General features: G+C 62.7%; 24 protein-coding genes and 1 pseudogene. 9 read left to right on the forward strand and 16 right to left on the reverse strand.

The window, feature by feature from the left end:
* Positions 1–23 precede the first annotated feature (23 nt).
* Together QN224_RS15080 and QN224_RS15085 are read left to right on the forward strand one after the other, a co-directional pair.
* Positions 24–893, forward strand: a complete 870-nt coding sequence (locus QN224_RS15080; protein ID WP_283977350.1) for an NAD(P)-dependent oxidoreductase — start codon at positions 24–26, stop codon at positions 891–893.
* Positions 890–1,588 (forward strand): DNA alkylation repair protein, encoded by a 699-nt coding sequence (locus QN224_RS15085; protein WP_283977351.1) that lies wholly within the window; start codon positions 890–892, stop codon positions 1,586–1,588. The genes QN224_RS15080 and QN224_RS15085 overlap by 4 nt, the downstream gene beginning before the upstream one ends.
* 10 nt (positions 1,589–1,598) lie before the next feature.
* Here QN224_RS15085 and QN224_RS15090 read toward each other — a convergent pair whose 3' ends face one another.
* The 3 genes from QN224_RS15090 to QN224_RS15100 form a co-directional block, all read right to left on the reverse strand.
* Positions 1,599–2,087 (reverse strand): Lrp/AsnC family transcriptional regulator, encoded by a 489-nt coding sequence (locus QN224_RS15090; RefSeq protein ID WP_173513165.1) that lies wholly within the window; start codon positions 2,085–2,087, stop codon positions 1,599–1,601.
* A gap of 64 nt (positions 2,088–2,151) precedes the next feature.
* Entirely contained in the window at positions 2,152–2,790 is a 639-nt protein-coding gene (locus QN224_RS15095) for a uracil-DNA glycosylase family protein (protein ID WP_283977352.1), read from the reverse strand.
* Positions 2,780–3,502: a thermonuclease family protein gene (locus tag QN224_RS15100; RefSeq protein ID WP_283977353.1), complete on the reverse strand. Its 723-nt coding sequence runs from the start codon at positions 3,500–3,502 to the stop codon at positions 2,780–2,782. Before QN224_RS15100 ends, QN224_RS15095 begins: the two co-directional genes overlap by 11 nt.
* 154 nt (positions 3,503–3,656) lie before the next feature.
* Here QN224_RS15100 and QN224_RS15105 point away from each other — a divergent pair, with 154 nt between their 5' ends.
* A complete protein-coding gene (locus QN224_RS15105) occupies positions 3,657–5,192 on the forward strand; it encodes a HAMP domain-containing sensor histidine kinase (protein WP_283977354.1) in 1,536 nt (511 codons plus the stop codon).
* A 24-nt stretch (positions 5,193–5,216) separates the two neighbouring features.
* Here QN224_RS15105 and QN224_RS15110 read toward each other — a convergent pair whose 3' ends face one another.
* Together QN224_RS15110 and cobT are read right to left on the reverse strand one after the other, a co-directional pair.
* The gene (locus tag QN224_RS15110; RefSeq protein ID WP_283977355.1) at positions 5,217–5,630 is read right to left on the reverse strand and encodes a diacylglycerol kinase; all 414 of its coding nucleotides are present in this window, start codon (positions 5,628–5,630) and stop codon (positions 5,217–5,219) included.
* A 272-nt stretch (positions 5,631–5,902) separates the two neighbouring features.
* Positions 5,903–6,919: a nicotinate-nucleotide--dimethylbenzimidazole phosphoribosyltransferase gene (cobT, locus tag QN224_RS15115; protein WP_283977487.1), complete on the reverse strand. Its 1,017-nt coding sequence runs from the start codon at positions 6,917–6,919 to the stop codon at positions 5,903–5,905.
* 247 nt (positions 6,920–7,166) lie between these two features.
* On the opposite strand from cobT, the gene QN224_RS15120 reads away from it, so the two are divergent.
* The 3 genes from QN224_RS15120 to QN224_RS15130 all read left to right on the forward strand — a co-directional run bounded on the left by QN224_RS15120 (position 7,167) and on the right by QN224_RS15130 (position 9,056).
* Complete coding sequence (locus QN224_RS15120; protein ID WP_283977356.1) at positions 7,167–7,955, forward strand: adenosylcobinamide-GDP ribazoletransferase; 789 nt, start codon at positions 7,167–7,169, stop codon at positions 7,953–7,955.
* Between the two features lie 181 nt (positions 7,956–8,136).
* The gene (locus QN224_RS15125; protein WP_283977357.1) at positions 8,137–8,358 is read left to right on the forward strand and encodes a DUF1289 domain-containing protein; all 222 of its coding nucleotides are present in this window, start codon (positions 8,137–8,139) and stop codon (positions 8,356–8,358) included.
* Entirely contained in the window at positions 8,355–9,056 is a 702-nt protein-coding gene (locus QN224_RS15130) for a TIGR02281 family clan AA aspartic protease (protein ID WP_283977358.1), read from the forward strand. The genes QN224_RS15125 and QN224_RS15130 overlap by 4 nt, the downstream gene beginning before the upstream one ends.
* Before the next feature lie 114 nt (positions 9,057–9,170).
* Here QN224_RS15130 and QN224_RS15135 read toward each other — a convergent pair whose 3' ends face one another.
* The 8 genes from QN224_RS15135 to QN224_RS15170 all read right to left on the reverse strand — a co-directional run bounded on the left by QN224_RS15135 (position 9,171) and on the right by QN224_RS15170 (position 17,703).
* Positions 9,171–9,932 (reverse strand): ABC transporter permease, encoded by a 762-nt coding sequence (locus QN224_RS15135; RefSeq protein ID WP_283977359.1) that lies wholly within the window; start codon positions 9,930–9,932, stop codon positions 9,171–9,173.
* Positions 9,929–10,855, reverse strand: a complete 927-nt coding sequence (locus tag QN224_RS15140) for an ABC transporter ATP-binding protein (protein ID WP_269283242.1) — start codon at positions 10,853–10,855, stop codon at positions 9,929–9,931. Before QN224_RS15140 ends, QN224_RS15135 begins: the two co-directional genes overlap by 4 nt.
* Positions 10,856–11,189: 334 nt before the next feature.
* On the reverse strand, positions 11,190–11,522 hold the full coding sequence (gene bigR, locus QN224_RS15145) for a sulfite-sensing transcriptional repressor BigR (protein WP_283977360.1): 333 nt from the start codon (positions 11,520–11,522) through the stop codon (positions 11,190–11,192).
* 13 nt (positions 11,523–11,535) lie between these two features.
* Positions 11,536–12,426, reverse strand: a complete 891-nt coding sequence (locus QN224_RS15150; RefSeq protein ID WP_283977361.1) for an MBL fold metallo-hydrolase — start codon at positions 12,424–12,426, stop codon at positions 11,536–11,538.
* A 133-nt stretch (positions 12,427–12,559) separates the two neighbouring features.
* On the reverse strand, positions 12,560–13,381 hold the full coding sequence (locus tag QN224_RS15155; protein WP_173513151.1) for a sulfite exporter TauE/SafE family protein: 822 nt from the start codon (positions 13,379–13,381) through the stop codon (positions 12,560–12,562).
* Between the two features lie 248 nt (positions 13,382–13,629).
* The gene (locus tag QN224_RS15160; protein WP_283977488.1) at positions 13,630–14,862 is read right to left on the reverse strand and encodes an extensin family protein; all 1,233 of its coding nucleotides are present in this window, start codon (positions 14,860–14,862) and stop codon (positions 13,630–13,632) included.
* Between the two features lie 264 nt (positions 14,863–15,126).
* The gene (locus QN224_RS15165; protein ID WP_283977489.1) at positions 15,127–15,627 is read right to left on the reverse strand and encodes a Kazal-type serine protease inhibitor domain-containing protein; all 501 of its coding nucleotides are present in this window, start codon (positions 15,625–15,627) and stop codon (positions 15,127–15,129) included.
* A gap of 261 nt (positions 15,628–15,888) precedes the next feature.
* Complete coding sequence (locus tag QN224_RS15170; RefSeq protein WP_283977362.1) at positions 15,889–17,703, reverse strand: methyl-accepting chemotaxis protein; 1,815 nt, start codon at positions 17,701–17,703, stop codon at positions 15,889–15,891.
* A 208-nt stretch (positions 17,704–17,911) separates the two neighbouring features.
* On the opposite strand from QN224_RS15170, the gene QN224_RS15175 reads away from it, so the two are divergent.
* Together QN224_RS15175 and QN224_RS15180 are read left to right on the forward strand one after the other, a co-directional pair.
* Positions 17,912–18,298, forward strand: a complete 387-nt coding sequence (locus QN224_RS15175; RefSeq protein WP_173513149.1) for an acyl-CoA thioesterase — start codon at positions 17,912–17,914, stop codon at positions 18,296–18,298.
* An 8-nt stretch (positions 18,299–18,306) separates the two neighbouring features.
* Entirely contained in the window at positions 18,307–18,897 is a 591-nt protein-coding gene (locus QN224_RS15180; RefSeq protein ID WP_283977363.1) for a hypothetical protein, read from the forward strand.
* Positions 18,898–19,093: 196 nt separating this feature from the next.
* On the opposite strand, the gene QN224_RS15185 is transcribed toward QN224_RS15180, so the two are convergent.
* Together QN224_RS15185 and QN224_RS15190 are read right to left on the reverse strand one after the other, a co-directional pair.
* Positions 19,094–19,447 carry a DMT family protein gene (locus tag QN224_RS15185; RefSeq protein WP_173513147.1) on the reverse strand — a complete coding sequence of 118 codons (354 nt, stop codon included), beginning with the start codon at positions 19,445–19,447 and terminating at the stop codon, positions 19,094–19,096.
* Positions 19,448–19,524: 77 nt separating this feature from the next.
* Positions 19,525–20,523 (reverse strand): hypothetical protein, encoded by a 999-nt coding sequence (locus tag QN224_RS15190; protein ID WP_283977364.1) that lies wholly within the window; start codon positions 20,521–20,523, stop codon positions 19,525–19,527.
* 167 nt (positions 20,524–20,690) lie between these two features.
* Between QN224_RS15190 and uvrB the strand changes: the two genes are divergently transcribed.
* Complete coding sequence (uvrB, locus tag QN224_RS15195) at positions 20,691–23,804, forward strand: excinuclease ABC subunit UvrB (protein WP_283977365.1); 3,114 nt, start codon at positions 20,691–20,693, stop codon at positions 23,802–23,804.
* Positions 23,805–24,091: 287 nt separating this feature from the next.
* On the opposite strand, the pseudogene QN224_RS15200 reads toward uvrB, so the two are convergent.
* Positions 24,092–24,257, reverse strand: a pseudogene (locus tag QN224_RS15200) (molecular chaperone DnaJ); the annotation flags it as partial.
* Positions 24,258–24,785 lie beyond the last annotated feature (528 nt).

Genomic DNA, 24,785 nt, shown 5'->3' on the forward strand with positions numbered 1-24,785 from the left:
AAGCAAATGGGAGTCTGCAGGAAATGGCCAAAGTCGCATTCATCGGTCTCGGCGTCATGGGTTACCCCATGGCCGGTCACCTCAAGGTCCGAGGCGGGCACGAACTGACCGTCTACAACCGCACCGCAGAGAAAGCGCAAAAGTGGGCGACCGAGTTCGGTGGCCACACGGCTGCGACGCCGGCGGATGCGGCGGACGGCCAGGATTTCGTGTTCTCCTGCGTCGGCAACGACGATGATCTTCGCTCCGTTACCATCGGTAAGGACGGCGCCTTCGAAACAATCAAGCCGGGCGCTGTCTTCATCGACAATACCACGGCTTCCGCCGAGGTCGCCCGCGAGCTCTATGCGGCGGCCCGCGCGAAGAATGCGCATTTTATCGACGCGCCGGTTTCCGGCGGACAGGCTGGTGCCGAAAACGGCGTCCTGACCGTGATGTGCGGTGGCGACGAAGACGCCTTCGACAGAGCCAAGCCCGTGATAGCGGTCTATGCCCGCATGGTCGGCCTGATGGGCCCGGTCGGCGCCGGCCAGCTCACCAAAATGATCAACCAGATCTGCATTGCCGGCCTCGTGCAGGGGCTCGCCGAAGGCATCCACTTCGGCAAGAAGGCGGGCCTCGATATCGAGAAGGTCATCGACGTCATATCCAAGGGCGCCGCGGGGTCCTGGCAGATGGAGAACCGCCACAAGACGATGAATGCCGGCAAATACGATTTCGGCTTCGCCGTCGACTGGATGCGCAAGGATCTCGACATCGTGCTGGCCGAAGCGCGCCGCAACGGTGCCAAGCTCCCGGTGACCGCGCTCGTCGATCAGTTCTACGCCGACATTCAGGCGCTCGGCGGCAATCGCTGGGATACCTCGTCCTTGCTGGCCCGTCTCGAAAAATGACGATTTCGCCCGCGTCGACAGCTGGCGAAATCATTGAATACATGCGGGCGCTCGGCTCGAGGGAAAACGTGGCCGGCATGGCGCGGTTCGGCATCGCCACGCAAACCGCGCTCGGCCTCTCCAATGTCGAGCTGCATCGCATCGCCCGGCAAGTGAAGGTCGACCACGGCCGGACAATGGAGTTTTGGCAATCGGACATCCGCGAAGCGCGTCTCCTCGCGGTCTTCACGGCCGACCCGAATGCGCTCGCCTTGCAAGAGGCGCGGGACTGGGCGGCTGACTGCAACTCCTGGGAGCTTGCCGATACCGTCGCCGACCTCTTTGTCGCCGCCCGTCTCGAGCAGACGCTCGTTCCGGAATTCGCCGCCGACGAGCGGGAATTCGTCCGCCGCATCGCTTTCGCAATGATCGCGACCGCGGCGGTTCACCTGAAGCAGGAGCCGGATGCAGCGCTTGTTGCCTGGCTGCCGCTAATCGAGGCGCATGCCGGCGACGAACGCAATTTCGTGAAGAAGGCGGTCAATTGGGCGCTACGGCAGATCGGCAAACGAAACGCCGCCTGCCATGGACCGGCGGTCGCGCTGGCGGAAAAGCTCGCCGCAAGCGACCGTCGTGCGGCAAGGTGGGTCGGGAAGGACGCCGTGCGCGAACTTCAAAGCGATCGCGTGCGTGCCCGGCTCGGCATTCCGGCCTGAGGCGGGCGGTCTATTCCTCGCTCGACTTTGCCTGGTCGATCACCATGTAATCGAGCGGCAGTTCGGTCGTGTACTTGATCTGCTCCATGGCGAAGGCCGAGGACACGTCACGGATCTCGATCTTGGCGATCAGTCGCTTGTAGAACGCGTCATAGGCGGCAATGTCCGGGACGACGACGCGAAGCAGGTAATCCACGTCGCCGCTCATGCGATAGAATTCGACCACTTCCGGAAAATCGGCGACCACTTCGGAGAAACGGCGCAGCCATTCCATCGAATGTGAATTGGTGCGGATCGAAACGAACACCGTCACCTTGGTGTTGATCTTCACCGGATCGAGCAGAGCGACCCGGCCGCGGATGACACCATCCTCTTCCATTTTCTGGATACGCCGCCAGCAAGGCGTGGTCGAAAGTCCGACCTTCTTGGCGAGGTCGGCAACGGCCAGAGTCGAGTCTTCCTGCAGAAGGCGCAGGATCTTGCGGTCTAGGCGATCCATGAAAGGTCCTCTCGAATATTTTTCCCTTCATAACGTGGATTTCGTGAAAATAAAGAAAATTGTTTCAGGCAATCAACAGAGCGACGCGGGCACGCAGAAACGGCAGCAGGTCCGTCTCGAACCAGGAATTTCTCCGCAGCCAGCCGGTGTTGCGCCAGCTCGGATGCGGCAGTGGCAAGACGGCCGGGCCGCTGTTGCGCATGACATATCGCTGCCAGTTTTGCACCGTCTCGGTCATCGAGGCTGGACAATCCGGTCCGAGATGCCAGCGCTGCGCATAATGGCCGATCGCCAGCACCAGCTCGATCTGCGGCATGGCGTCCATCACCCGTTGCCGCCAGAGCGGTGCACATTCGCGCCGCGGCGGGAGATCGCTGCCGTGTCGGTCATATCCCGGGAAGCAGAATCCCACAGGGACGATCGCGAATTTCTTCGGGTCGTAGAATGTCGGTCGGTCGACGGCGAGCCACTGCCGCAACCGATCGCCCGAAGCATCGTTGAAGGGCAGACCGCTCTCATGCACCCGCAGTCCCGGTGCCTGGCCCGCGATCAATATCCGCGCCGAATCCGAAATGACCGCCACTGGCCGCGGGTCGTGCGGCAGCCGATGTTCGTCACCACGCGCCGGATTGTCGCGACAGATGCGGCATGCGGCAATCGCTGCGCGCAGTTCCTCGAGGTGACGCGCGCCACTATCCGCCATCGACGATCCTCCTGAAAATCGCCCGGGCCTGCTCCTCGAGCCATTGAAAAGCGAGTTCCAGCCGGTCGCTCGCTTCATGCGGCGTCTCCTCCGCGCCGCCATGCGACCGGCGCCACGCCTGCGGCCGAACGAAATCACCGGCCCAGAGACCGACGCGGCCCTCTCGTGCCACCTCTTCCTCGTGCTGGTAGCGGCCATAGCTGACCGCGTAGCCGGAGAGAACCATCTCGCGGCCGAGATCGCGCTGCCCCGCCTCGCAGACGCCGAGATCGCGGCCATAGCGGTCGCGGCCATGCAGGCGGCAGACGGTCGCAAGACCGCTGGTGAGCGCCCTCAGGCGCTGACGCGCTTCGGCGCCGCAGTCCCATGTGACGTCACCGCGCCGGCAGGTCTGGCCGATTTCGGGCGCGTCGATGCCTTCAAGCCGCACGCGCCGTCCGTCGAGCCTCAGGCTGTCGCCGTCGCTTGCCGAAGCTGCGCCCTGCAGCTCGCCGGTCACCGTCTGTTCCGGCGGCGGTAGCTTTGCAGCGAAATAGGCGCCGATGCTGAGCAGAAGGAGGAACATCCAACCACCGATCATTCCGCCTCGCCCATCGGCGCGTTTTCTCGGCAAGGCACCCGCTGGCCGGCCAAATCCGAACCCCCGTCCCGGCGCGGGGGGCTTTGCTCCCGTGCCGTTGATGATCCGGAACTTCCGGTTCCCTGGTCTCACGCACGCACCTCGAAACTCGACACCGCCAACTTCGTTCCGCCTCCCGAAAAACGCAATCGCGCCACAATGGTTTTCAATTCCTTCATGCCGGGCAGCAACTTCTTAAGGATTGCATCCTAGACTGCAAGCTGGACACAATCCCTCGATCAAGAGCATGAGTATCGTCGTCAGCACATCGACAGATAAGATCATTGTCGACAAGTCGCGCAGTCATCGAAACAAGGCCGTTTCGAAGACCGTCCGGGCGACGCGCGCGCGGCTGCAAACCGGCTCGTCCGCTCCGTCCGGCTTCGAGCGGGAAATGCTTCTCCTCCACATCGACTCCGTCCTGCATGGCGCGATCGCCCTGCCCTTGCTTGTTGCGCTGATTGCGGCCACCGGCGTCTATCTTACCGGCGACTTGGGCATCCTCGCCTGGGCCCTGATGGCGCTGTCGGCCCATGCGGTAATGGTATTCCTTGCGCGGAAGGCGAAGCGGGAGGATATCGGCCCCGACAAGGTTGTCGTCTGGCGCCGGCGTTTCCTGATCGGCCAGGTGCTGATGGGGCTTTGCTGGGCGATTTTCGCCATCCAGGACTGCGCCTCCTGCGGCGATATCCGCTTCGGCTTCTTCGAAGGCACCACCCTGCTGGTTGCGCTCGCGGCGACCGCCATGGGCACCTTCCTGTTGCGCAACGCCCTGCTCTACACGTTCCTGCCAGTTGTCGGCGCGCTCGCCTTCTCGTCGGTAACGGACGGCAACCCCGTCGACATTGGTCTCACCGGCATCCTCTCGCTTTCGCTCGTGTTCCTCGTCTTCATGACCGGCCGGATGAACCGCGCCAACGTTCATATTCTTTCCATGCAATCGGAAAAGGACGACCTCATCGCGGAACTGGAAGTGGCGAAATCCATGTCGGACGAAGCCCGTCGGCGCGCCGAGGAAGCCAACCTCGCAAAATCCCGTTTCCTCGCCTCGATGTCGCATGAGCTGCGCACGCCGCTGAATGCAATTCTCGGCTTTTCCGAGGTCATGTCGACCGAAGTGCTCGGGCCGCTCAGCAACCCGACCTATAAGGAATATACGTCCGACATCCACCGTTCCGGCGAGCACCTGCTCAATCTCATCAATGAGATCCTCGACCTCTCGCGGATCGAGGCCGGCAAATACGACCTCAACGAGGAGGCGGTAAATCTCGTCGACATCGCCGAGGATTGCATCGGCATGGTGCAGCTCCGCGCCCGGTCGAAGAACATCACGATCGGTGAGCAATTCGAGCTGGGCATGCCTGCCGTGTGGATCGACGAGAAAGCAATACGCCAGGTGACGCTTAACCTGCTTTCGAACGCGGTCAAGTTTACTCCGTCGGGCGGCGAGGTCACCGTCAAGGTGGGCTGGACCGCCGGCGGCGGACAATATCTCTCGATCAAGGACAACGGTCCGGGCATCCCGGAAGAGGAAATCCCGATCGTGCTTTCCGCCTTCGGTCAGGGCTCGATCGCGATCAAGAGCGCCGAACAGGGCACCGGCCTCGGCCTGCCGATCGTTCAGGCGATCCTCGCCAAGCACAACGGCCAGTTCATCCTGCGTTCGAAGCTCCGTGAAGGAACGGAAGCGATCGCCATCCTGCCGCCGCGTCGCGTGCTCGAGAGCCTCCCGCCAGTCGAGGATGTCCCCGCCCCTGCGCGGCGCCGCAAGAGCTTCGCCTGATCGGTTACGCACTCTGCGCCTGCTTCAGTTCATGAATCCGGCCAGGAACACCACATAAAAGGCATAGGCCGCATTGGCCAGGATCAGACAGAGACAGGCGAAGGATCCGAGATCCTTGGCGTTCTTGCCCATTTCCGAGATTTCCGGCGAGACGCGATCGACGATCTCCTCGATCGCCGTGTTGATGGCCTCGAAAGCCATCATCAGGAGGAAGAGAATCGCCATCGCGACGTATTGAAACAGCGTCGCGCCTGCGACGGCGAACGCGACCATGGCAATCGCGAAGGCGATGAGCTCGTGCCGGAACGCCGCCTCCCCGATCAGCCGCTTCGCACCGCCCAGAGAATAGCTGGCGGCAGCAAAGAGGTGCCGGATACCGGTGTGCTTGCCGACAGGTCCGGGCTTGGCGTTACGGGGGTTGGTGTTGTTGACGTCCATTTTATCTCGACAGCTCAAAACTGCGGCAGCTACGACATTGCGATTGAGGCGAATGCAAGGCGGCCCGGGTCAAGGCCCACCGCCGATCGCATGCCCTTTGGATAGGAGAGCGGCCCGCTCGCATCAAGCCCTCCAGGATGGAGCTTTCCGAGCCGGACGGCCAATCGACAGCAACGGTGGCACGTGGTCGCGCCAAGAACAAGGCTGCCGCAGGATTCCACGAATTCGGAATCGATTTGCCGCCTTGCCGCCGAGGAGCCGCCGCGGACCACTCACCCCTTATTGCTGACGCCGGCCTGGGCGAAGGTCGCCATGCCGCTGTGGCAGGCGGCCGCCGCCTTCACGATGCCCGCTGCAAGCGCGGCGCCCGTACCTTCGCCAAGCCGCATGCCGAGTGCGAGCAGAGGCGTCTTGCCGAGCTTCTCGATCGCGCGCATGTGTCCAGGCTCGCCGGAAACATGGCCTATCAGGCAATGATCGAGTGCCGATGGATTCGCGGCCTTGAGAATCGCCGCCGCCGCCGTTGCGACGTAACCGTCGATGATCACGGGAACCTTCTGCACGCGCGCGGCGAGAATCGCGCCGGCCATCGCCGCGATCTCGCGTCCGCCGAGCCGGCGCATCAGTTCGAGCGGATCGGAGAGGTGGTCGCGATGGAGCGCTACGGCCTTCTCGACCGCGGCGATCTTGCGCTTCAGCACCTCGCCTTCCGAACCCGTTCCCGGTCCGACCCACTCCTCCGCAGTGCCGCCATAGAGGCCGAGGTTGATCGCAGCCGCAATCGTCGTATTGCCGATCCCCATCTCGCCGATGCAGAGGAGATCGGTTCCACCGGCGATCGCTTCCATGCCGAAGGCCATGGTCGCCGCGCAGTCGCGCTCGGAAAGGGCAGCCTCCTCCGTGATGTCGCCGGTCGGATAGTCGAGCGCGAGATCGAACACCTTGAGGCCAAGATCATGGCTGATGCAGATCTGGTTGATCGCCGCGCCGCCGGCGGCAAAATTTTCCACCATCTGCGCCGTCACCGACGGTGGAAAGGGCGTCACACCCTGGCGGGTCACACCGTGATTGCCGGCGAAGATCGCGACCAGCGGCCGGGTGACTGCCGGCGCGCGGCCGGTCCAGGCGGCGAGCCAGAAGGCGATTTCCTCGAGACGCCCAAGCGCGCCCGGCGGCTTCGTCAATTGCCCATCCCGTTCGCGCGCGGCCACGAGCGCCGCCGAATCCGGCCCCGGCAGGTTGCGCAACAATTCGCGGAAATCATCGAACGGAAGGCCGCTGGCACTCATGCTGGCACTCATGGAGAATCCTTGCAGGTAAGAAGCGTCGGTTGGCGCACGTCATAGAGCCTGGGACCGCGTCCGGCAACGGCATTTGCGCCAGATGCTGTCGCCGGAGCATGATCGGGCGAGGCGCGACGATTCGGCCTGCTGCATGTTTCCTTAGTCGATTTAAGGATAAGAACATGCAGCGAAGCACTACAGCGTCCTTTGCGCGTAAGCCGCGCGGCGCTGCAGAGGGGTCGCAGGAGGGGCAATGACATATATCGGCGATCTCTGGGACGACGTGGCGAGGGCGGTCGCCTTCCTCAGCCGCATCCCCATGCCGCAGCGCCATTTCGTGGATCATGACGGGCGGCTCGAACGTGTCGTGCGCGCCTTTCCCTTCGCCGGCATGCTGATCGCCCTGCCCGCAGCCGTCCTTGCGGCAACTCTGATGGCGCTTCACGCGAGTTCGCTCTTCACTGCATTTCTCGTCGTTACCGTGCAGGCGCTCGTCACCGGAGCCTTGCACGAGGACGGTCTCGGCGACACCGCCGATGGCTTTGGCGGCGGCCGCGACCGCGAAAGCGCGCTCGAGATCATGAAGGACAGCCGCGTCGGGACCTATGGCGCATTGGCGCTCATCCTTTCCGTCGGCCTGCGAGTATCGGCGCTCGCGTCCTTCCTGCCGCTGCTCGGGCCGATCGACGCGGGACTCGCGCTCCTCGCCGTGAGCGCCCTGACCCGCGGTGCCATGGTCTGGCACTGGTCGCGCCTGCCGCCTGCGCGTCGCGACGGAGTGGCCGCATCGGCCGGTACGCCCGATCCCCAGGCGACTTCCGTCGCGCTCGGGTCCGCCGTTCTTTTCTCGCTGCTCCTGTTCTATGCGGCCGGCGTTCCCACCATCGCGGTGCTGCTCGCGCTTGCCGCCTTCGCGCTCACCGTAAAGGCCTTTGGAAAGATTGCATCGCGCAAGCTCGGCGGCCATACCGGCGATACGATCGGCGCGACCCAGCAGTTGACCGAGATCGCCATTCTCGGCGCCCTTGCGCTGGCGATCTGAAACGCCAATATTGTTTTGGAGCGCCGCGTCTTGATTGGGCGCGCAAAGGACAGCACTTTGAATTGCTGCATGTTTTTATCCTCAAATCGGCTAGGATTTAAGGAAACATGCAGCAGGTCCGAGTGAAAACGGGATACTGGCAGCGAACCACTTCGGCACAAAACAGAGTAAGCCCTGGACCATGGAATCCCCCTGTATTCTCGTTTGTTCGATCGACGACAGAACCGGCTACTGTTTCGGCTGCGGCCGCACGCGTGAAGAGATCGGTGCCTGGACGCTCTACACCGACGCGGAACGGCACAGTATCATGGCGGCCCTGCCCGCGCGGCTCGATACGGTGGAGCGCAAGCCGCGGCGCGAGACACGCCGGTCGCGCATGGCGCGGGAACGAAGCGGCGCATGAATCGTCTGATACTTTTGCTGGCAATCCTCGCGATCGGCCTTGCGCTTCTGGTCATCAACCACGAGAGCGGCCAAACCTTCGGCATCAACAATGATGATTTCGGGCGCCTCGTTGCGCTCGGCGCCCTCGCCACGCTGCTCAGTGCCGGCATCCTGCGCAGCCGGGGACGCCTGGGCGAAGGCTTGCGCCAGATCTTCATCTGGTTCCTGATCGCCCTCGCGCTGGTCTCCGTCTATGTCTACCGTTTCGAACTGCGGTCGGTCGGCGACAGGCTGCTGACAGGCCTGATGCCCGGACGGGCGATGGTGATTACCGACAGCGAGGGGCAGCAGGAGGTTGTGCTGCAACGCCGTCTCGACGGCCAATTCGCCGCCGACGCGAGGATCAACGGCCACGACGTCAGCATGCTGGTCGATACCGGCGCGAGCAGTGTCGCGCTCACCTACGAGGACGCCGAAAGGATCGGTCTCGATCCGGCGAACCTCAGCTACACCGTGACGGTCATGACGGCGAATGGCCGGGCGCTCGCCGCCCCGGTTATCCTGTCGGACATCGCCATCGGCCCGATCGAGCGCCGGAATATCCGCGCAATGGTCGCGGCGGAGGGAAGGCTCGACCGCAGCCTTCTCGGCATGAGCTTCATTTCGACCCTCGACTTCCTCCAGATGCGCGCGGACGAGCTCAGGCTGCGCGACTAGAGCATCTTATCCGCTTTCGGGTGGAATCACGAAAGCGGATAAGATGCTCTAGAATCAAAGTGCTAGAGCGTCCTTTGTGCGTTCGCTTGAACGCACGGCGCTCTAGTCCGACCGTCAGTTACGAAGTTTGTAGCCGGTCCGGAAGATCCAGGTCAGCACCGCCATGCAGAGCGTCAGGAAGACGAGGATGATGACGGCGCTCGCGATCGGATTGACGTCGGAAATCTCGAAGAAACTCCAGCGGAAGCCGCTGATCAGATAGAGCACCGGGTTGAAATGGCTGACCGCGCGCCAGAACGGCGGCAGCATGTCGATGGAATAGAAGCTGCCTCCGAGAAAGACGAGCGGCGGCACGACCAGCATCGGGATCAGGTTCAGCTGTTCGAAATCCTTGGCCCAGATGCCGATGATGAAGCCGAACAGGCTGAACGTCACCGCCGTCAGCACGAAGAAGAACAGCATGACGAAGGGATGGGCAATCGAGAGATCGACGAAGAGCGAGGCCGTCGCCAGGATGATCGTGCCGATCATCAGCCCCTTGGTTGCCGCCGCACCGACATAGCCAAGCACGATCTCCACCATCGAGATCGGCGACGACAACACTTCATAAATCGTGCCGGTGAACTTCGGGAAATAGATGCCGAAGGAACCGTTGCCGATGCACTGCGTCAGAAGCGTCAGCATCATCAGACCGGGGGTGATGAAGGCGCCATAGGAGATGCCGTCGATCTCCTGAATACGTGCGCCGATCGCCGCGCCGAAGACGATGAAATAAAGCGAGGTGGATATGACCGGCGACACGACGCTCTGCAGCAGGGTGCGGCGAGTACGCGCCATTTCGAAGAAATAGATCGACTTGACTGCCTCGATGTTCATCGCTCTGCCCCCACGATCTCGACGAAAATGTCCTCCAGCGAACTCTGTCGCGTGGAAATGTCCTTAAGCCTGATTCCCGCTTCGGCAAGCGCGGCGAGCAGCGAGGTGATACCGGTCCGCTCGGCGCTCGTGTCGTAGTCATAAATCAGACAGTTGCCGTCGCCCTCAAGCGTCAGGTTGTAGGAGGATAGCGTATCTGGCAGGCGGTCCAACGGTTGGGCGAGATCGACGCGCAACTGCTTGCGGCCGAGTTTCGTCATCAGCGCGGCCTTGTCCTCGACCAGCAGTATTTCCCCGCCATTGATAACAGCGATCCGGTCGGCGATCTCTTCCGCCTCTTCGATGTAATGCGTGGTCAGAATGATCGTCACGCCTGAAGCGCGAAGCCGCCTGACGACGTCCCACATGCTCTTGCGCAGGTTGACGTCCACGCCGGCCGTCGGCTCGTCCAGGAAGAGCACCCGCGGTTCATGCGAGAGCGCCTTCGCGATCAGCACGCGCCGCTTCATGCCGCCCGAAAGCTCGCGCAACATGTTGTCCTTCTTGTCCCAGAGCGACAGATCCTTCAACACCTTCTCGATGTGGGCGGGATCCGGCTTCTTGCCGTGCAGCCCGCGCGAGAAGGAGACGGTATTCCACACAGTCTCGAAGGCGTCGGTGGTAAGTTCCTGCGGCACAAGGCCGATCATTGCCCGCGTCTGGCGAAAGTCGCGCACGACGTCGTGGCCGCCGACGGTGACCTCGCCTCCGCTTGGATTGACGATGCCGCAGATGATCGAAATCATCGTCGTCTTGCCTGCGCCGTTCGGCCCGAGCAACGCAAGGATTTCACCTTGCTCAATATCGAGATCGACGCCCTTCAGCGCCTTGAAGCCCGATGCATAGGTCTTCGAGAGATTGGAAACGGAAACGATGGGCGCCATGCGAAGGGATCCGGGAATGGTGCAGGAGTGGCAGGATGCCGCTCTATATGGGCCAATTCGCTAGGAATTGCAGCCCATGCAGGGCAAAATTCCCTGCGACACACCGTAAACCGATCGCTTTCGCGGCGATTGTCGCAGACGCGGGCGGCACTTTCGACAAAGCGGGTCAGCGAACCGCTACGTCGCCTGGCGCCGCAACGCGCCAGGATGTTTGCCGCTGTGAGGGCGCAGACATCGCCATCCGTGAATATCGCGGCGAGCGTTCGCCCGCATCAGCACTGCCGCGAAAAGGCCGATCGGCAGCCGCCTGCAAGCGCATTCCGATGGTCAGCAGTCAACGCTTCCGGCCCTCGCGGCAGAAGATCTCGTAAAGCGCCATCACCAGCCGCGAGGCCTTTTCCTCGGCGAGACGATAGAAGATCTGCTTGGCGTCGCGCCGCGTCGCCACAATGCCGGCCTCGCGCAGCACCGTCAGTTGCTGCGACAAGGTCGGCTGGTGGATGCCAAGCATCTCCGCCAACTGGCCGACCGAGTGTTCTCCTTCGACAAGCGCGCAGACGATCATCAGTCGGTTCTGGTTGGCGAGCGTCTTCAGCAGCGCCGCCGCCTCACCGGCCCGCACGCTCATGTCCGGGCGCACGTTTCGCAATTTCATCACTGTACCCATCGTCATTCTCCCGTCAGTTCCACGCCGCGCCCAGCAGCGCATTCAGCGGAAACTTCAGGTAGCGCGCACCGTTCGACTCCGGCTCCGGTAGTCGACCGCCGCAAATATTGACCTGCAACGCATGCAGGATCAGCTTCGGCATCGGCAGCGATTTGTCGCGCGCTTGGCGCAATTGAACAAAGTCGTCCTCCGTCAGGCCGACCACATGCGCATTGCAGCGCTTTTCTTCGCCGACCGTGCTTTCCCAGCGTGCTTCGCGGCCATCCGGCCGGTAGTCATGGCCGGTAAAGACGCGGGTCTCGTCCGGCAGGGCAAGGATGGCATTGATCGAGCGCCACAACTGACGCGCATCCCCGCCCGGAAAATCGGCCCGGGCAGTGCCGCTGTCCGGCATGAAGATCGTATCGTGCACGAAGGCCGCGTCGCCGATGACATAGGTCACGGACGCCAGCGTGTGCCCCGGCGAATGGATGACATAGGCTTCGATGGAGCCGACGGAAAAGCGTTCGCCATCGGCGAAGAGATGATCCCACTGCGAGCCGTCCGCCGCCAACTCCGGCCAATTGTAGATTTTCTTCCAGAGACATTGCACCTGGCGGATCTCGGCGCCAATCGCGATCGGCGCGCCGGTCTTTCCCTTCAAATAGGCTGCGGCGGAAAAATGGTCCGCGTGAGGATGGGTGTCCAGGATCCAATCGACAGTCAGATCGTTGCCGGTGACGTAGTCGAGGATCAGTTCCGCCTGCTCCGTCGCCGTCGCTCCCGATTTCTCGTCGAAATCAAGCACGGGGTCGATGATCACGCAGCGCTTCGTCGCCGGATCGGAAACAACATATTGGATGCTTCCCGTCCGGCACTCGTAGAAGCCTTTGACCTCCGGTTTTGCAATGAGGTTTGCAGGCATGATCGCCTCCATAAAGTCATATAATATATGATTAAGTACATTATATATTGTGGACCTGAGCAAACAAAACGCCACCGGCGGCGTGACGGTGGCCAAGTGCACAACTCATTGAAGACGTGACGTTTCGTTCCGCTCAGCCGTAGAGGCTGTAGAAGAACCGGATGGCGACGAGCACCATGAAAATCCCGAATCCCGCCTCAAGCTGTCGTCTGTCCATGGCATGGGCAAGCCGCACCCCGAGCGGCGCGACGAGCAAGGTTATGGGGATGATCAGCGCCACCGCGATCCAGTTGATGAAGCCGGTCGAAAGCGGCGGAAGGCCCGCCTCGCCCCACCCGGCCCAGACATAGCCGAACAGGCCGGGGATGGAGATCAGCACGCCGACGCCGGCGGACGTGGCGACCGCCTGGTGTATCGGTCGGTTGTGCAGCGTCATGAAGGTGTTGTTGAGCACGCCGCCGCCGATCCCCATGAGGCCGGAGAGAATGCCGATCGCGACTCCGACCAGCCATTTGACCGGATTCTTCGGCAGATCCGTGCCGATGTGCCAACTCGACCGGTTGAAGATCATCCGGAAGGCCAAGGCGAGCGCAATCACCGCGAAGATCAGACGCAGCGTCTCGCTGCCGACATGGGCCGCAATGACCGAGGCGAGGATCGCGCCGAGCGGCACTGCCACGATCCAGTTGCGCAACAGGTCCAGATCGACCACGCCGCGGCGATAATGCGCCAGAAACGAACGCACCGACGTCGGAACGATGATCGCGAGCGACGTGCCGACGGAAAGATGCATCCTGACCGCGTCATCGATGCCGAGCAGGCCGAAGACCTGATAGAAGACCGGCACGAGGATGGCCCCGCCACCGATGCCGAAGAGGCCGGCGAGCACGCCGGCGACGACGCCGGCCGCCGCCAGCGCCAGTGCAAACATCATCAATTCCGAAACTGGCGGCATGAAGAAACTCGATTTGGCTGGAATCCGGCAAAGAACAATCCGGATCAGGACTGCTTGCCTATCACTGTCATGAAACGGTGATGCTTTTCAATCACTTTGACCTGGCGTGAAGCCCTCGCTTCCCGTGATTTGCACTCCGGAGTCTCCCCCTATTCTCCGGGTTTGGCCGGCTTCCCCGCCGGCCTTTTTTGTTTAGCTGCAATCGTCGCTGGAGCTGCCTTTATGCGCTCGCTTGAACGCACGGCTTTCTAGTCGCAATGCCTATAGCCGGATTTGCGCGTCCTGAGGTCGAAGTGGAAATGGTCCTTGTGGAACGGGTCGCTGCCGGGGCCAAGCACGGTGTTGAAATATTTGCAGCTGTCGGAGCGCACGGCTTTCAGGAGGCCGCGTTCGCGGAAGGCGAAGAAGCCCTTCCTGCGGACGTCGATCTCCTTGCCATTCTTCAGAATGAATTTGCCGACATCGATGGCATTGCCGCGCGCATGTTCGGACATCGGATTGCCGCGTCGGGAGTTCATCGTACGGCACGAGTAGCCGCCGAGCGGCTTGATCGTCTTGACGCCGGACCAGTAGCGATAGCGCGAAGACGGCGCGAGTTCGTATTTGACCCATTTGGCGAAAGCTTCGGTCACCTGGCAGTTGAGCTTCACCGCCGGTTTCACACCGATACCGCCGGAAAGGCCACTCAACTCGATCGGATAATCGATGCCGCAGGACGGCCCGTTGCTGATGCGCGGGACATCGCGGAAGACGACGCCGAGCTTTTTCAGGCGCTGGCGGCAGGCGATCTCCGCGCGTGGCATTTCGCCGGTGTATTCCGGCGCGGAAAGCGGATTGCGCGCGCGTGGCAGGAAGGCGACCTGCTGCGGTTCCTGCGCGGGCTGGACGACCCGTTGCCGCTCCATGTAACGCGGCTGCTTCGCTTCCTCTGCCGGGATCCGTCCCGGCGTCAACGGCGGCAGGTCGGGGTCGTAATCGACGTTCGGTTCGGATACGGGCACCGGCCCCGCGGATCCGCCGAGTTGACGTATATTGTCCTCCCCGATCCCGGCGACCACCGGCTGACTGGCATTACCCTCGGCAATCTCGTTGCTCTGCTCCTCGGCAAGTCCGACGACCGGCTGAACCCCGAGCATCGCGTCCATGTTGACGCCTTCGGCGGGTATCGCCATCGGACCGGCGCCTGCCGTTTGCGCTTCCGTCGGCATCGGCTCGCTATCGATCATCGGCAGCCCGCGCTCCATCTGTGCGCTCGGCTCGGCAGGCACGACACTCCCGGTTGACGCCGCGACGGGTTCACCTGACGGGTAAGCCATTTCCTGCTGAGGGCGGCTATCGGCACGCACCGGCTCGATAGCGCTGACGCGGGCGCCTCCGTCGACCCGGGCCGAAGGCGCGAGGACGTCGGTCGTGCAGGCGACCAGGGACGCGGCCAGCACCAGCGCCGTCAACGGCCGATGGAGAAGAGAAACATACGCCATACTCATTGCCGCCTTCATCCACGACAAGCCGAAGCGTTGTCGATGCGCCGCCCCAGCCGTAACCGTCGCTGCCGCCTGTGTCGTCAAGCTGGCGCACGGCTTAAAAAGCCGGATCTCGTTCGCACTTTATGGAAACACGGTAAACGAAGCCTTTCCGGAAACCTCCCATATCAGGGCAACGAACCGCCGCGAGCCGATACGTGAAAAGGCCCGCACCCATTCGACTGCGGGCCTGAAATCCAGATCAACGATACTTACAGGACGTCAGCGGCACTCTCCGCCATGGATGACACTGAACCCGTCGGCGCGTGCCTCGCAGGCATTCGGGAAGGTGCGCATGCGCCCGCCGCGCAGACCGCAGACCGGGGCGAATTCCCGCGTGCAGAACTGCTGCTCCGGAGGACGGCCGCCACCGCGGCATTCGCCCGGCGCAATCACCCGGAATCCTTCCGCACGCGCTACGCAGGCGTTCGGGAACGTCTGCGTCCGTGGCCCGCGCTGACCGCAAACGGGTGCGAATTCGCGTGTGCAGGCTTGCTGCGGCGGACGATTGTCGGGGCGGCACTCGCCGCGATGCACCACCCGGAAGCCGTCAGCCCGCGCCTGGCAAGCATTCGGGAATGTTCTGAGCCGGTTGCCGCGCTCACCGCAAACGGGGGCGAATTCCATGGTGCACATTGGCGGACCCGGCGGGCGGATTGGCCCCGGGCCGGGCCGCGGTTCCTCCACCACGACGGTGCAGGCCGAAAGGAAGGCAATTGCCATCAGGATGACAGCGGACGGCCGAGCGATGAAAAGCTTGAGAAGCGACACAGGTAATCCCCTCCGGATCGAATCAATGGGCCCCAAGCGACCGACCTGCCACGGCCAATCCCCTCCGCCACCGCATGTGACCCGGCCGGCACTATAACGTCAAGTGCCGCGAGTTGCGCCCCTTCGCATACAACCGGCGATAGGACGGCGACCGCATGCAAAAAAGCCCGCGTTGGAACGCGGGCCAGTTTTTGCAAGAAGTCTTCTTATCTCTCAGGCCGCCCTGCCATAGACCGCCTGACGATGTCTTTCCTGCAGGCAGAACTTCTCGAGCAGCACCTTGAGCTCGCGGCTCTCCTGCGCCAGCGTCTGGCTTGCGGCCGTGGTTTCCTCGACCATCGCGGCATTCTGCTGCGTCATCTGGTCCATGCTGTTGACGGCGGTGTTCACCTCCTGAAGGCCCGTCGCCTGCTCCCGCGAGGCCGTCGCAATCGATGCGACCTGCTCGTTCACGCGATTGACCAGTGTTTCGATCTCCATCAGAGCATCGCCGGTCGAGCGCACCAGTTCCACCCCCGCACCCACTTCCTTGACCGAGGCGCTGATGAGATCCTTGATCTCCTTGGCAGCCCCGGCCGAGCGCTGGGCAAGCTCGCGCACCTCCTGGGCGACGACGGCGAAGCCGCGGCCCGCCTCGCCTGCCCGCGCCGCCTCGACGCCGGCATTGAGCGCAAGCAGGTTTGTCTGGAAGGCGATTTCGTCGATCACGCCGATGATCTGGCTGATCCGGCTGGAGGATGCTTCGATCCGCCCCATGGCGTCGATCGCATTGCGAACGATGCCGCCGGATTTCGCCGCGCTCGCCTTCGTCTCGTTGACCATGTCGCGCGCCTCGTGGGCACGGTCGGAGGCATGGCGAACGGTCGAGGTGATCTCGTCGAGCGCTGCCGCGGTCTCTTCGAGGGCAGCCGCCTGCTGCTCGGTGCGGCGGGACAGATTGTTGGCCGCCTCGGAAATATCCCCGGCGCTGCCGTGGACGATTTCGGTCGACTGCGAGATGGCGCCGATGACATCGCGAAGCGCCGCGACAGCGGTGTTGAAGTCTTTCTGCAGCTTGGCGTATTCCGGAGCGATATGCTCGACTTCGGCTGTCAGGTCGCCGCTCGCCAGGCGCTCCAGCGCCGCGCCGATCGTGTCCATCGCATCCGCCTGCGCCTCGGCGGTGGCACGCTGACGTTCCTCGCTGCTGCTCCGTTCCGCATTCAGCCTGTCCTGCTGCTCCGCTTCGCGCGAGCGCAATTCGAGCCGCTCCCGCACTGAATCGCGAAGCACGACCAGAACCTTGGCCATCTGGCCGATTTCGTCGCCGCGATCGGTTTCCGGCACATCGGAGGAAAGATCCTCGTCGGCAATCGCCTGCATCGAGACTTTCAGCTTCTCGACCGGCCGCACGACGCTGCGCACGATCGCCAGCGCCGCCATCAGGATCGCGAGCGCCGCTGCAGCGAGAATGCCGGCCATCTGCCAGGCGCGCTCGCGGAACATCGCGGCGAGATCGTCGGCATAGACGCCCGTGCCGACCACCCAGCCCCAGGGCTCGAAGCCGGCGACATGGGAATATTTCAGCACCGGCTCCTCGGCCCCCGGCTTCGGCCAGTAGTAGTCGACGAAGCCCTTACCGTGCGCCTGCACCGTCTTCACGAATTCCACGAAGAGATGCTTGCCGTTGGGGTCCTTGTTGGCCGTCAGGTCCGCGCCGTCAAGCTCCGGCTTGATCGGATGCATGACCATGGTCGGATGCATGTCGTTGACCCAGAAATAGCCGCTCCCCTGATAGCGCATCGCCTTGACGGCTTCGAGGGCCCGCTTCTGCGCCTCCTCGCGCGAAAGCGTTCCGGCCTGCTCCTGCTTGAAATAGGCGTCGAACACCGTGATGGCGTTCTCGTTCATCGCGGCAAGCATGGCCTTGCGCTCCGCGACCAGCCTGTCCTGCGCCTGCACGAGACTAAACGTCAGCGCCGCCGCCATTGTCAGCAGCGCGAACCCAACCAGCGCGTAGAGACGCGCCGAAATCCGAAATTTTCTCATCCCCAGCCTCCACTTTGAGACAGGATAGGAGCAGGTCTTTGCAAAGCCCCTAACAAAGAATCACTAATTTTCGCGGTGCTCAATTAACGACTTGAAAACGGTTGAACACTTCACGACGGCCTCACTCCACGCGGATTTGTCGGTCGGCGCTCTTTCCCTGCCCGCCGGCCATGCGATAGATCTTGTTCGACAACAGGGAGACAGGCTGATGACCGACGCGATCAAGCCGAACGGCGAGCTTACCTTGCGGACACTCGCCATGCCGGGCGACGCCAATGCCGCCGGCGATATCTTCGGCGGCTGGGTCATGGCCCAGATGGACCTCTCCTGCGGCATCCGCGCCGCCGAACGCGCCAGGGGTCGCGTGGTTACGGCGGCGGTCAAGGAAATGGCTTTCGCCATGCCCGTGAAGATCGGCGACACGCTGTGCATCTATACCGATATCGTCAAGGTCGGGCGCACGTCGATGACGCTGAAGGTGGAGGCCTGGGCACAGCGTTACCTCTCCCATGTCATGGAGAAGGTCACGGACGCGATCTTCGTGATGGTGGCGCTCGATTCCACCGGCAAGCCGACACCGGTACCGGAAGAATAGGCAACCGGATGGATGCGCCCGCGCCAGATCCGGCGATCTTCTCCCATATTCGCATCGTCATGGGCATGATCATCAGCCTCAGTCTGGCGCGGCTCCTAAGCGGCGTGGCACTTTTCGTCCAGCACCCCGGCAAGACCAAGGTCTACTGGATCCACCTTGGCTGGGTGCTGTTCATGTTCGTATTCCTGCTGCATTTCTGGTGGTGGGAATACTACCTGCACTCGCTCGCAGTGATCGATTTCAGCGTCTACCTCTTTGTCATTCTCTACGCCTGCATCTACTTCTTTCTCTGCGTGCTGCTCTTTCCAACCTCGCTGGACGAATATGCCGGCTACGAGGAGTATTTCCTGTCGCGGCGGGTGTGGTTCTTCGGCTTCCTCGCGGTCGCGTTTGCGGTCGACCTCATCGATACGGCTCTCAAGGGCAAAGCCCATTTCGAAAGCTACGGCCTCGAATATCCGCTGCGCAACGCGGCCTACATCATCCTGTGCGTCGCCGCCGCCTGGACGCCGAACAGGCGGTTTCATGCGATCTTCCTCGTCGGTGGCCTGCTCTACCAACTGATCTGGATCTATCGCGCTTTTGATCTGCTTAGCTGATGGCGCCGAAATTCCGCCTCGCGACGAGCCATCCAATAGCCGTCTGCGCTTTCGCCAACGTAGGCGCTCTTGCCCCTCACCCTAGCCCTCTCCCCGCGTGCGGGGAGAGGGGAATCTGGAGCGAGCCGCTTGTCCCTTCTCCCCGCTTGCGGGGAGAAGGTGCCGGCAGGCGGATGAGGGGCATTGCGAACCGACCTCACCCCTTGAAGATGAACGAGGCGCCGGCGGCGATCAGCGCGAAGCCGATGACATGGTTCCAGCCGATCGATTCCTTCAGCCAGAAAATCGAAAAGATGACGAAGATGGTGAGCGTGATCACCTCCTGCATCGTCTTCAGCTGCGCCGCCGAATAGACCGAATGGCCGATGCGATTGGCGGGAACGGCCAGCCAGTATTCGAAGAAGGCGATGCCCCAGCTTGCGACGATGACGATGTAGAGCGGCGATGACGTGAACTTCAGGTGACCATACCAGGCAAAGGTCATGAAGACGTTGGAGACAAGCAGAAGCAGCACCGGCCAGACATAGGCGGGATTGATGGCGAATGGCATGAAAACCTCGGGAGAGCGCGAATCATTTGCCCGAGGATGAGCCGATCGAGATCGCCACCGCAAGCGGCTCACCGTGTTCAATCCGCGCTTTCCAGGGTCTCCCCGGGTAAAAGCTCCTCCCAACCGATCTGGCCTGCGAGTTTCGCGGTCGCGAGCAGTACGAGAAGTTCGCGGATCATTCGCAGTACATGCTGCTCACAGTCGATCTCCTCTCCGATGTCAGGCAATTCGAAGAAGTCGTGTTTCGTCGGAATGAGCAGGAAGCAATCGTTGCTTGCGAGCCCCAAGCGGACGGTACCGGCCGGCCACGTCTCGGAAAGGTGCTGCAGCGCCTTCAGCAAGGACCCGCGCAGCACCGCTTTGGCCGCTGCCGGGTTGTCGGAGCGAAATTCATGCGTGCCGTCACGCTCGGGGCTGCCGCTCGGAACAACGGTCCAATGATCAAGTGTAAAAACCCGGACGAAACGCTCCGGCAGGCTTGGACGCTCGATTCCAATCAGCCGGCCGGGGAAGGCCTTGCTCAAATGCACGCACAACAGGACACCACGGAAAACGGGCGTCTTGCCGTGGCGGAGGCTCAACTCGGCAACAGCAAAATTCGTACCCTCGTAGACGCCAGTGATAATGTCGCCGTAATCATCGCTGTCGTAAAGCGCGAGCTTCAGGCTGTCGAAGGCATGTGAAAACGGCGGCCTTGCACCGTGGCTATACGCGACGGCGCCCACAAACCCGAAGATCTGCGGCAGAATTCGATCGCGCAAGGCCTGCCGTGCCCTTCTCACCGGATGCTGCGCCCAAGCCAGAACGCCAAATCCCCCGATCACCACCGTTACGCAGATCAAGCCAAAGTATTGCTCCGCGATCTGCTCATCGAGCGAAAAGAACGCCGTCGCACAAGCCACCGCGTAGAGACCAAGCATCCCCCATTTCCGCCGGTGGGCTCTCGCCTGGTGTAGCAGCCTCGCGGCATTGTATTCTTCCACCGCGGCGCGGACATTCGCCAGGGTCTCGCCGCTCGGCGCCAGGGCGATTTCGTCGAAAGCAGTTCTGGCCGTGTTTTGCTGCGTTGCTTCCACCCTTGCCTCCGGAAACCGATCCCGAGCGATCTTGCACAGCCCATGTGGCGGCGCAATCGCCGCGTGCATGCGTCGGCCACCGAAGCCACCGGAAAAACACCTGCTTCGTTTCCCTTTTGTACTCACTCCCCCTTTTCTTTCGACCTGACTCTGTCCATATTCCGGCCATGGCAAATTCCCCGAAAGATCCCCGAAAGAAGCCGTCGGCACCCAGCGGTTTCGAAGAAGCCCCGCAGGCGCCGCTTTCCGGCACGCCGCTGTCCGGCAATGTTTCCGACTGGGTGAAACAGCTCGAGGCGGAGGCGGAAGCAAGCGCCTTCGAAAGCCGGCGCGAGGTTGCCTCCAAGGCGGGTAAGCATCGCAAAAAGGTGGAAATTGCCGCGTCCAAAGCGGCAGCTACCAAGAAGGAATCGGCCGAAGGCCGCGAGCCCGAACGGGCGTCCGAGCTGACGCGAGGCCCTCGCGGAGCGAAGGCGCAACGCGCCGACAGCGTGAGCGGAAAAACGGTGAGCGGAAAGACCGCCCGCGGCACGTCCATGGGCGGCTCGACCGACCCGAAGACGCGCGCCGCCGCCGGGCTCAATCCGGTGGCCGGCCTCGATGTCGCGCTGGAGGATGCCGACAAGCTGACCGCAGGCTCCGGCGTCACCGCCACCGTCGAGGCGCTCTCCAAGCTGATCGAGAGCGGGAACCCGCTGTTCAAGGACGGCAAGCTCTGGACGCCGCACCGCCCTGCCCGGCCGGAAAAGTCCGAAGGCGGCATCGCCATCCGCATGCAATCGGACTACGAGCCCGCGGGCGACCAGCCGACGGCGATCGCCGACCTCGTCGACGGCCTCACCTCCGGCGAGCGCAACCAGGTGCTGCTCGGCGTCACCGGCTCGGGCAAGACCTTCACCATGGCCAAGGTGATCGAGGCGACGCAACGCCCGGCCGTCATCCTTGCGCCGAACAAGACGCTCGCCGCCCAGCTCTATTCCGAGTTCAAGAACTTCTTCCCCGACAACGCGGTCGAGTATTTCGTCTCCTACTACGACTACTACCAGCCGGAAGCCTATGTGCCGCGCTCGGACACCTATATCGAGAAGGAATCCTCGATCAACGAACAGATCGACCGCATGCGCCACTCGGCGACGCGCTCGCTGCTCGAGCGCGATGACGTGATCATCGTCGCCTCGGTCTCCTGCATCTACGGTATCGGCTCGGTCGAGACCTATACGGCGATGACCTTCCAGATGAGTGTCGGCGACCGGCTGGACCAGCGGCAATTGCTGGCCGACCTGGTGGCGCAGCAATACAAGCGCCGCGACATGGATTTTCAGCGCGGCTCCTTCCGCGTGCGCGGCGACACGATCGAGATCTTCCCCGCCCACCTGGAGGATGCCGCATGGCGCATCTCCATGTTCGGCGACGAGATCGACGCGATCACCGAGTTCGACCCGCTGACCGGCCAGAAGACCGGCGACCTGAAATCGGTGAAGATCTACGCCAACTCGCACTATGTGACGCCGCGGCCAACGCTGAACGCCGCCATCAAGGCGATCAAGGACGAGCTGACGCAGCGCCTCGCCGAGCTGGAGCGCGCCGGCCGGCTGCTGGAGGCGCAGCGGCTGGAGCAGCGCACCCGCTACGACGTCGAAATGCTGGAAGCCACCGGCTCCTGCCAGGGCATCGAGAACTATTCGCGCTACCTGACCGGCCGCAAGCCGGGCGAGCCGCCACCGACGCTGTTCGAATATATTCCTGATAACGCGCTGATCTTCATCGACGAGAGCCACGTCACCATTCCGCAGATCGGCGGCATGTATCGCGGCGACTTCCGCCGCAAGGCGACGCTCGCCGAATACGGCTTCCGCCTGCCCTCCTGCATGGACAACCGGCCGCTGCGCTTCGAGGAATGGGACGCGATGCGCCCAGACACGATCGCGGTTTCGGCCACCCCCGGCGGCTGGGAGATGGAACAGTCCGGCGGCGTCTTCGCCGAACAGGTGATCCGCCCGACCGGCCTGATCGACCCGCCGGTCGAAGTGCGCTCGGCAAAGACACAGGTCGACGACGTGCTCGGGGAAATCCGCGAGACCGCCGCCGCCGGCTACCGCACCCTCGTTACCGTGCTCACCAAGCGCATGGCGGAGGACCTCACCGAATACCTGCACGAACAGGGCGTGCGGGTGCGCTACATGCACTCCGACATCGACACGCTGGAGCGCATCGAGATCATCCGCGACCTCCGCCTCGGCGCCTTCGACGTGCTGGTCGGCATCAACCTCCTGCGCGAGGGCCTGGACATCCCCGAGTGCGGCTTCGTCGCCATCCTCGACGCCGACAAGGAGGGTTTCCTGCGCTCGGAAACCTCGCTCATCCAGACGATCGGCCGCGCCGCCCGTAACGTCGACGGCAAGGTCATCCTCTATGCCGACACCATCACCGGCTCGATGAGCCGCGCGATGGAGGAGACCGCCCGCCGCCGCGAAAAGCAGATGGCCTATAACCTCGAACATGGCATCACGCCGGAATCGGTGAAGGCGAAGATCTCCGACATCCTCGATTCGGTCTACGAGCGCGACCACGTCCGCGCCGACATTTCCGGCATCTCCGGCAAGGGCTTCGCCGACGGCGGCCACCTCGTCGGCAACAATCTCCAGGCGCATCTCAACGCGCTCGAAAAACAGATGCGCGACGCCGCCGCCGACCTCGACTTCGAAACCGCCGCCCGCCTCCGCGACGAGATCAAGCGCCTCAAGGCGGCGGAACTTGCGGCGCTGGACGATCCGATGGCACGGGAAGAGGCCCGGAGCGCCGAAGGCGCGACAGGGAAAAGGAGAGAAGAGGCGCGGAGTGCGGAAGCTGGCAAGCGAGGCAGCAAGGGCGCCCCCAGCGCAATCTCCCCCCCTGTGGGGGAGATGTCCGGCAGGACAGAGGGGGGTACCACCCCTTCAACCGCCGACGAAGCATCCGGGAGCTACTTCGCCAAACCCTCACTCGACAACATGGGCCCGGGCACCGACACCGAACGCCCCCTCTTCCGCAAGCCCGACCTCGACGAAATGGGCCGCGACGTGGCAGTCCCTGCCGGCAAATCGGCTCGCGAGCAATCGCTGTTCCGCAAGAACACGCTCGACGAGATGACCGTTGGACGGACGGAAAAGCCGGTGACGGGGAAGGTGCCGGAGAAGCCGTTGATCCGGGCGAAGCCGGGCGTCGGGTCGTATGAGGACCCGGCCGAGGAGAAGCGGCGCAAGGGGCGCACGAAGGGCAAGACGGGGCGGCCGGGAAGTTAGCAACAGTAACAACTCCCCCTTAGCCCGAGGCATCTACCGCAAACGCGCGTCGGCTGTATGTACACGATCACCCCGTCGACAGCGCCAAAGTTATCAAGAGCAGACTACTGCAAGGCCGCCGCTGCTCCCAGCGCTTCCTCGATGAGGGGGAGCAACGTGGGTGGATCAAGTACTTCCATGCTTGCAAGCCTTTCAGAGTCGTCAAGATAAAGTCGGTATGCACAAGAAGCAGCAACCTCTTTCTGTTCCTTGGCCCTGTTAAACTCAAACGAAGCCCGCGCATAATCTTCGAGGATATGGAGGCGGTTCCTGGCGATATTGTCGGAGAGTTTGCGCCGCATCGCTCCGACGGCACCGAAGTTGCCGGGCCTGCGCTCGTCGAGGATGAAATCATCGACCAATGTCTCAGGCCACCATCACACCCTTAAGATTCTTGGGGTCGGCGAGCCGCGGTCGTAAGCGGCGGCCGGCATAAACGCTGCGCCGCCGATAATCGGAGGCGCCTTCTCTGCCCCATTCAGGCATCTCTCCCGCGAAGAGGGAAAGCATCCGTAACTTACTTCCGGAAACACTTGCCCCGGCACAGTTCCGCACCGAAGCCCCATGTTGTGCCTGCAACACGGACGATCTCGAATCGACGAGCACGTCGCGGTTCCTGGATGAGAAACGCGCGATCATGCGTACGCGATCTTCTCACGGTCATCTGAAAACCTCCGGTAGTGCCGCGCAGCCATGAGTTTCCGAAAACCCCTGATTTTTTAGGGAACATTCCCGCGAGTTGCGAATTTAAGTGCTCACTAAATTAGGGAGAGAAACATGAAAACCCGAGATGTACTTTTAAAGAGCACCGGCCTGGCCCTGATGTCGGTCGGTTTTTTAATACCGGCAACGGGTACCGCACGCGCCCAAGCCCTCGAGGGGCCGATACTCACGGCTGATCAGTGCAGTCCCCTGACAGAGGCGAACTACGAGGCCTGCTGC

The organism is Sinorhizobium sp. 7-81, assembly GCF_030124405.1.
Classification (GTDB): Bacteria; Pseudomonadota; Alphaproteobacteria; order Rhizobiales; family Rhizobiaceae; genus Sinorhizobium; species Sinorhizobium psoraleae.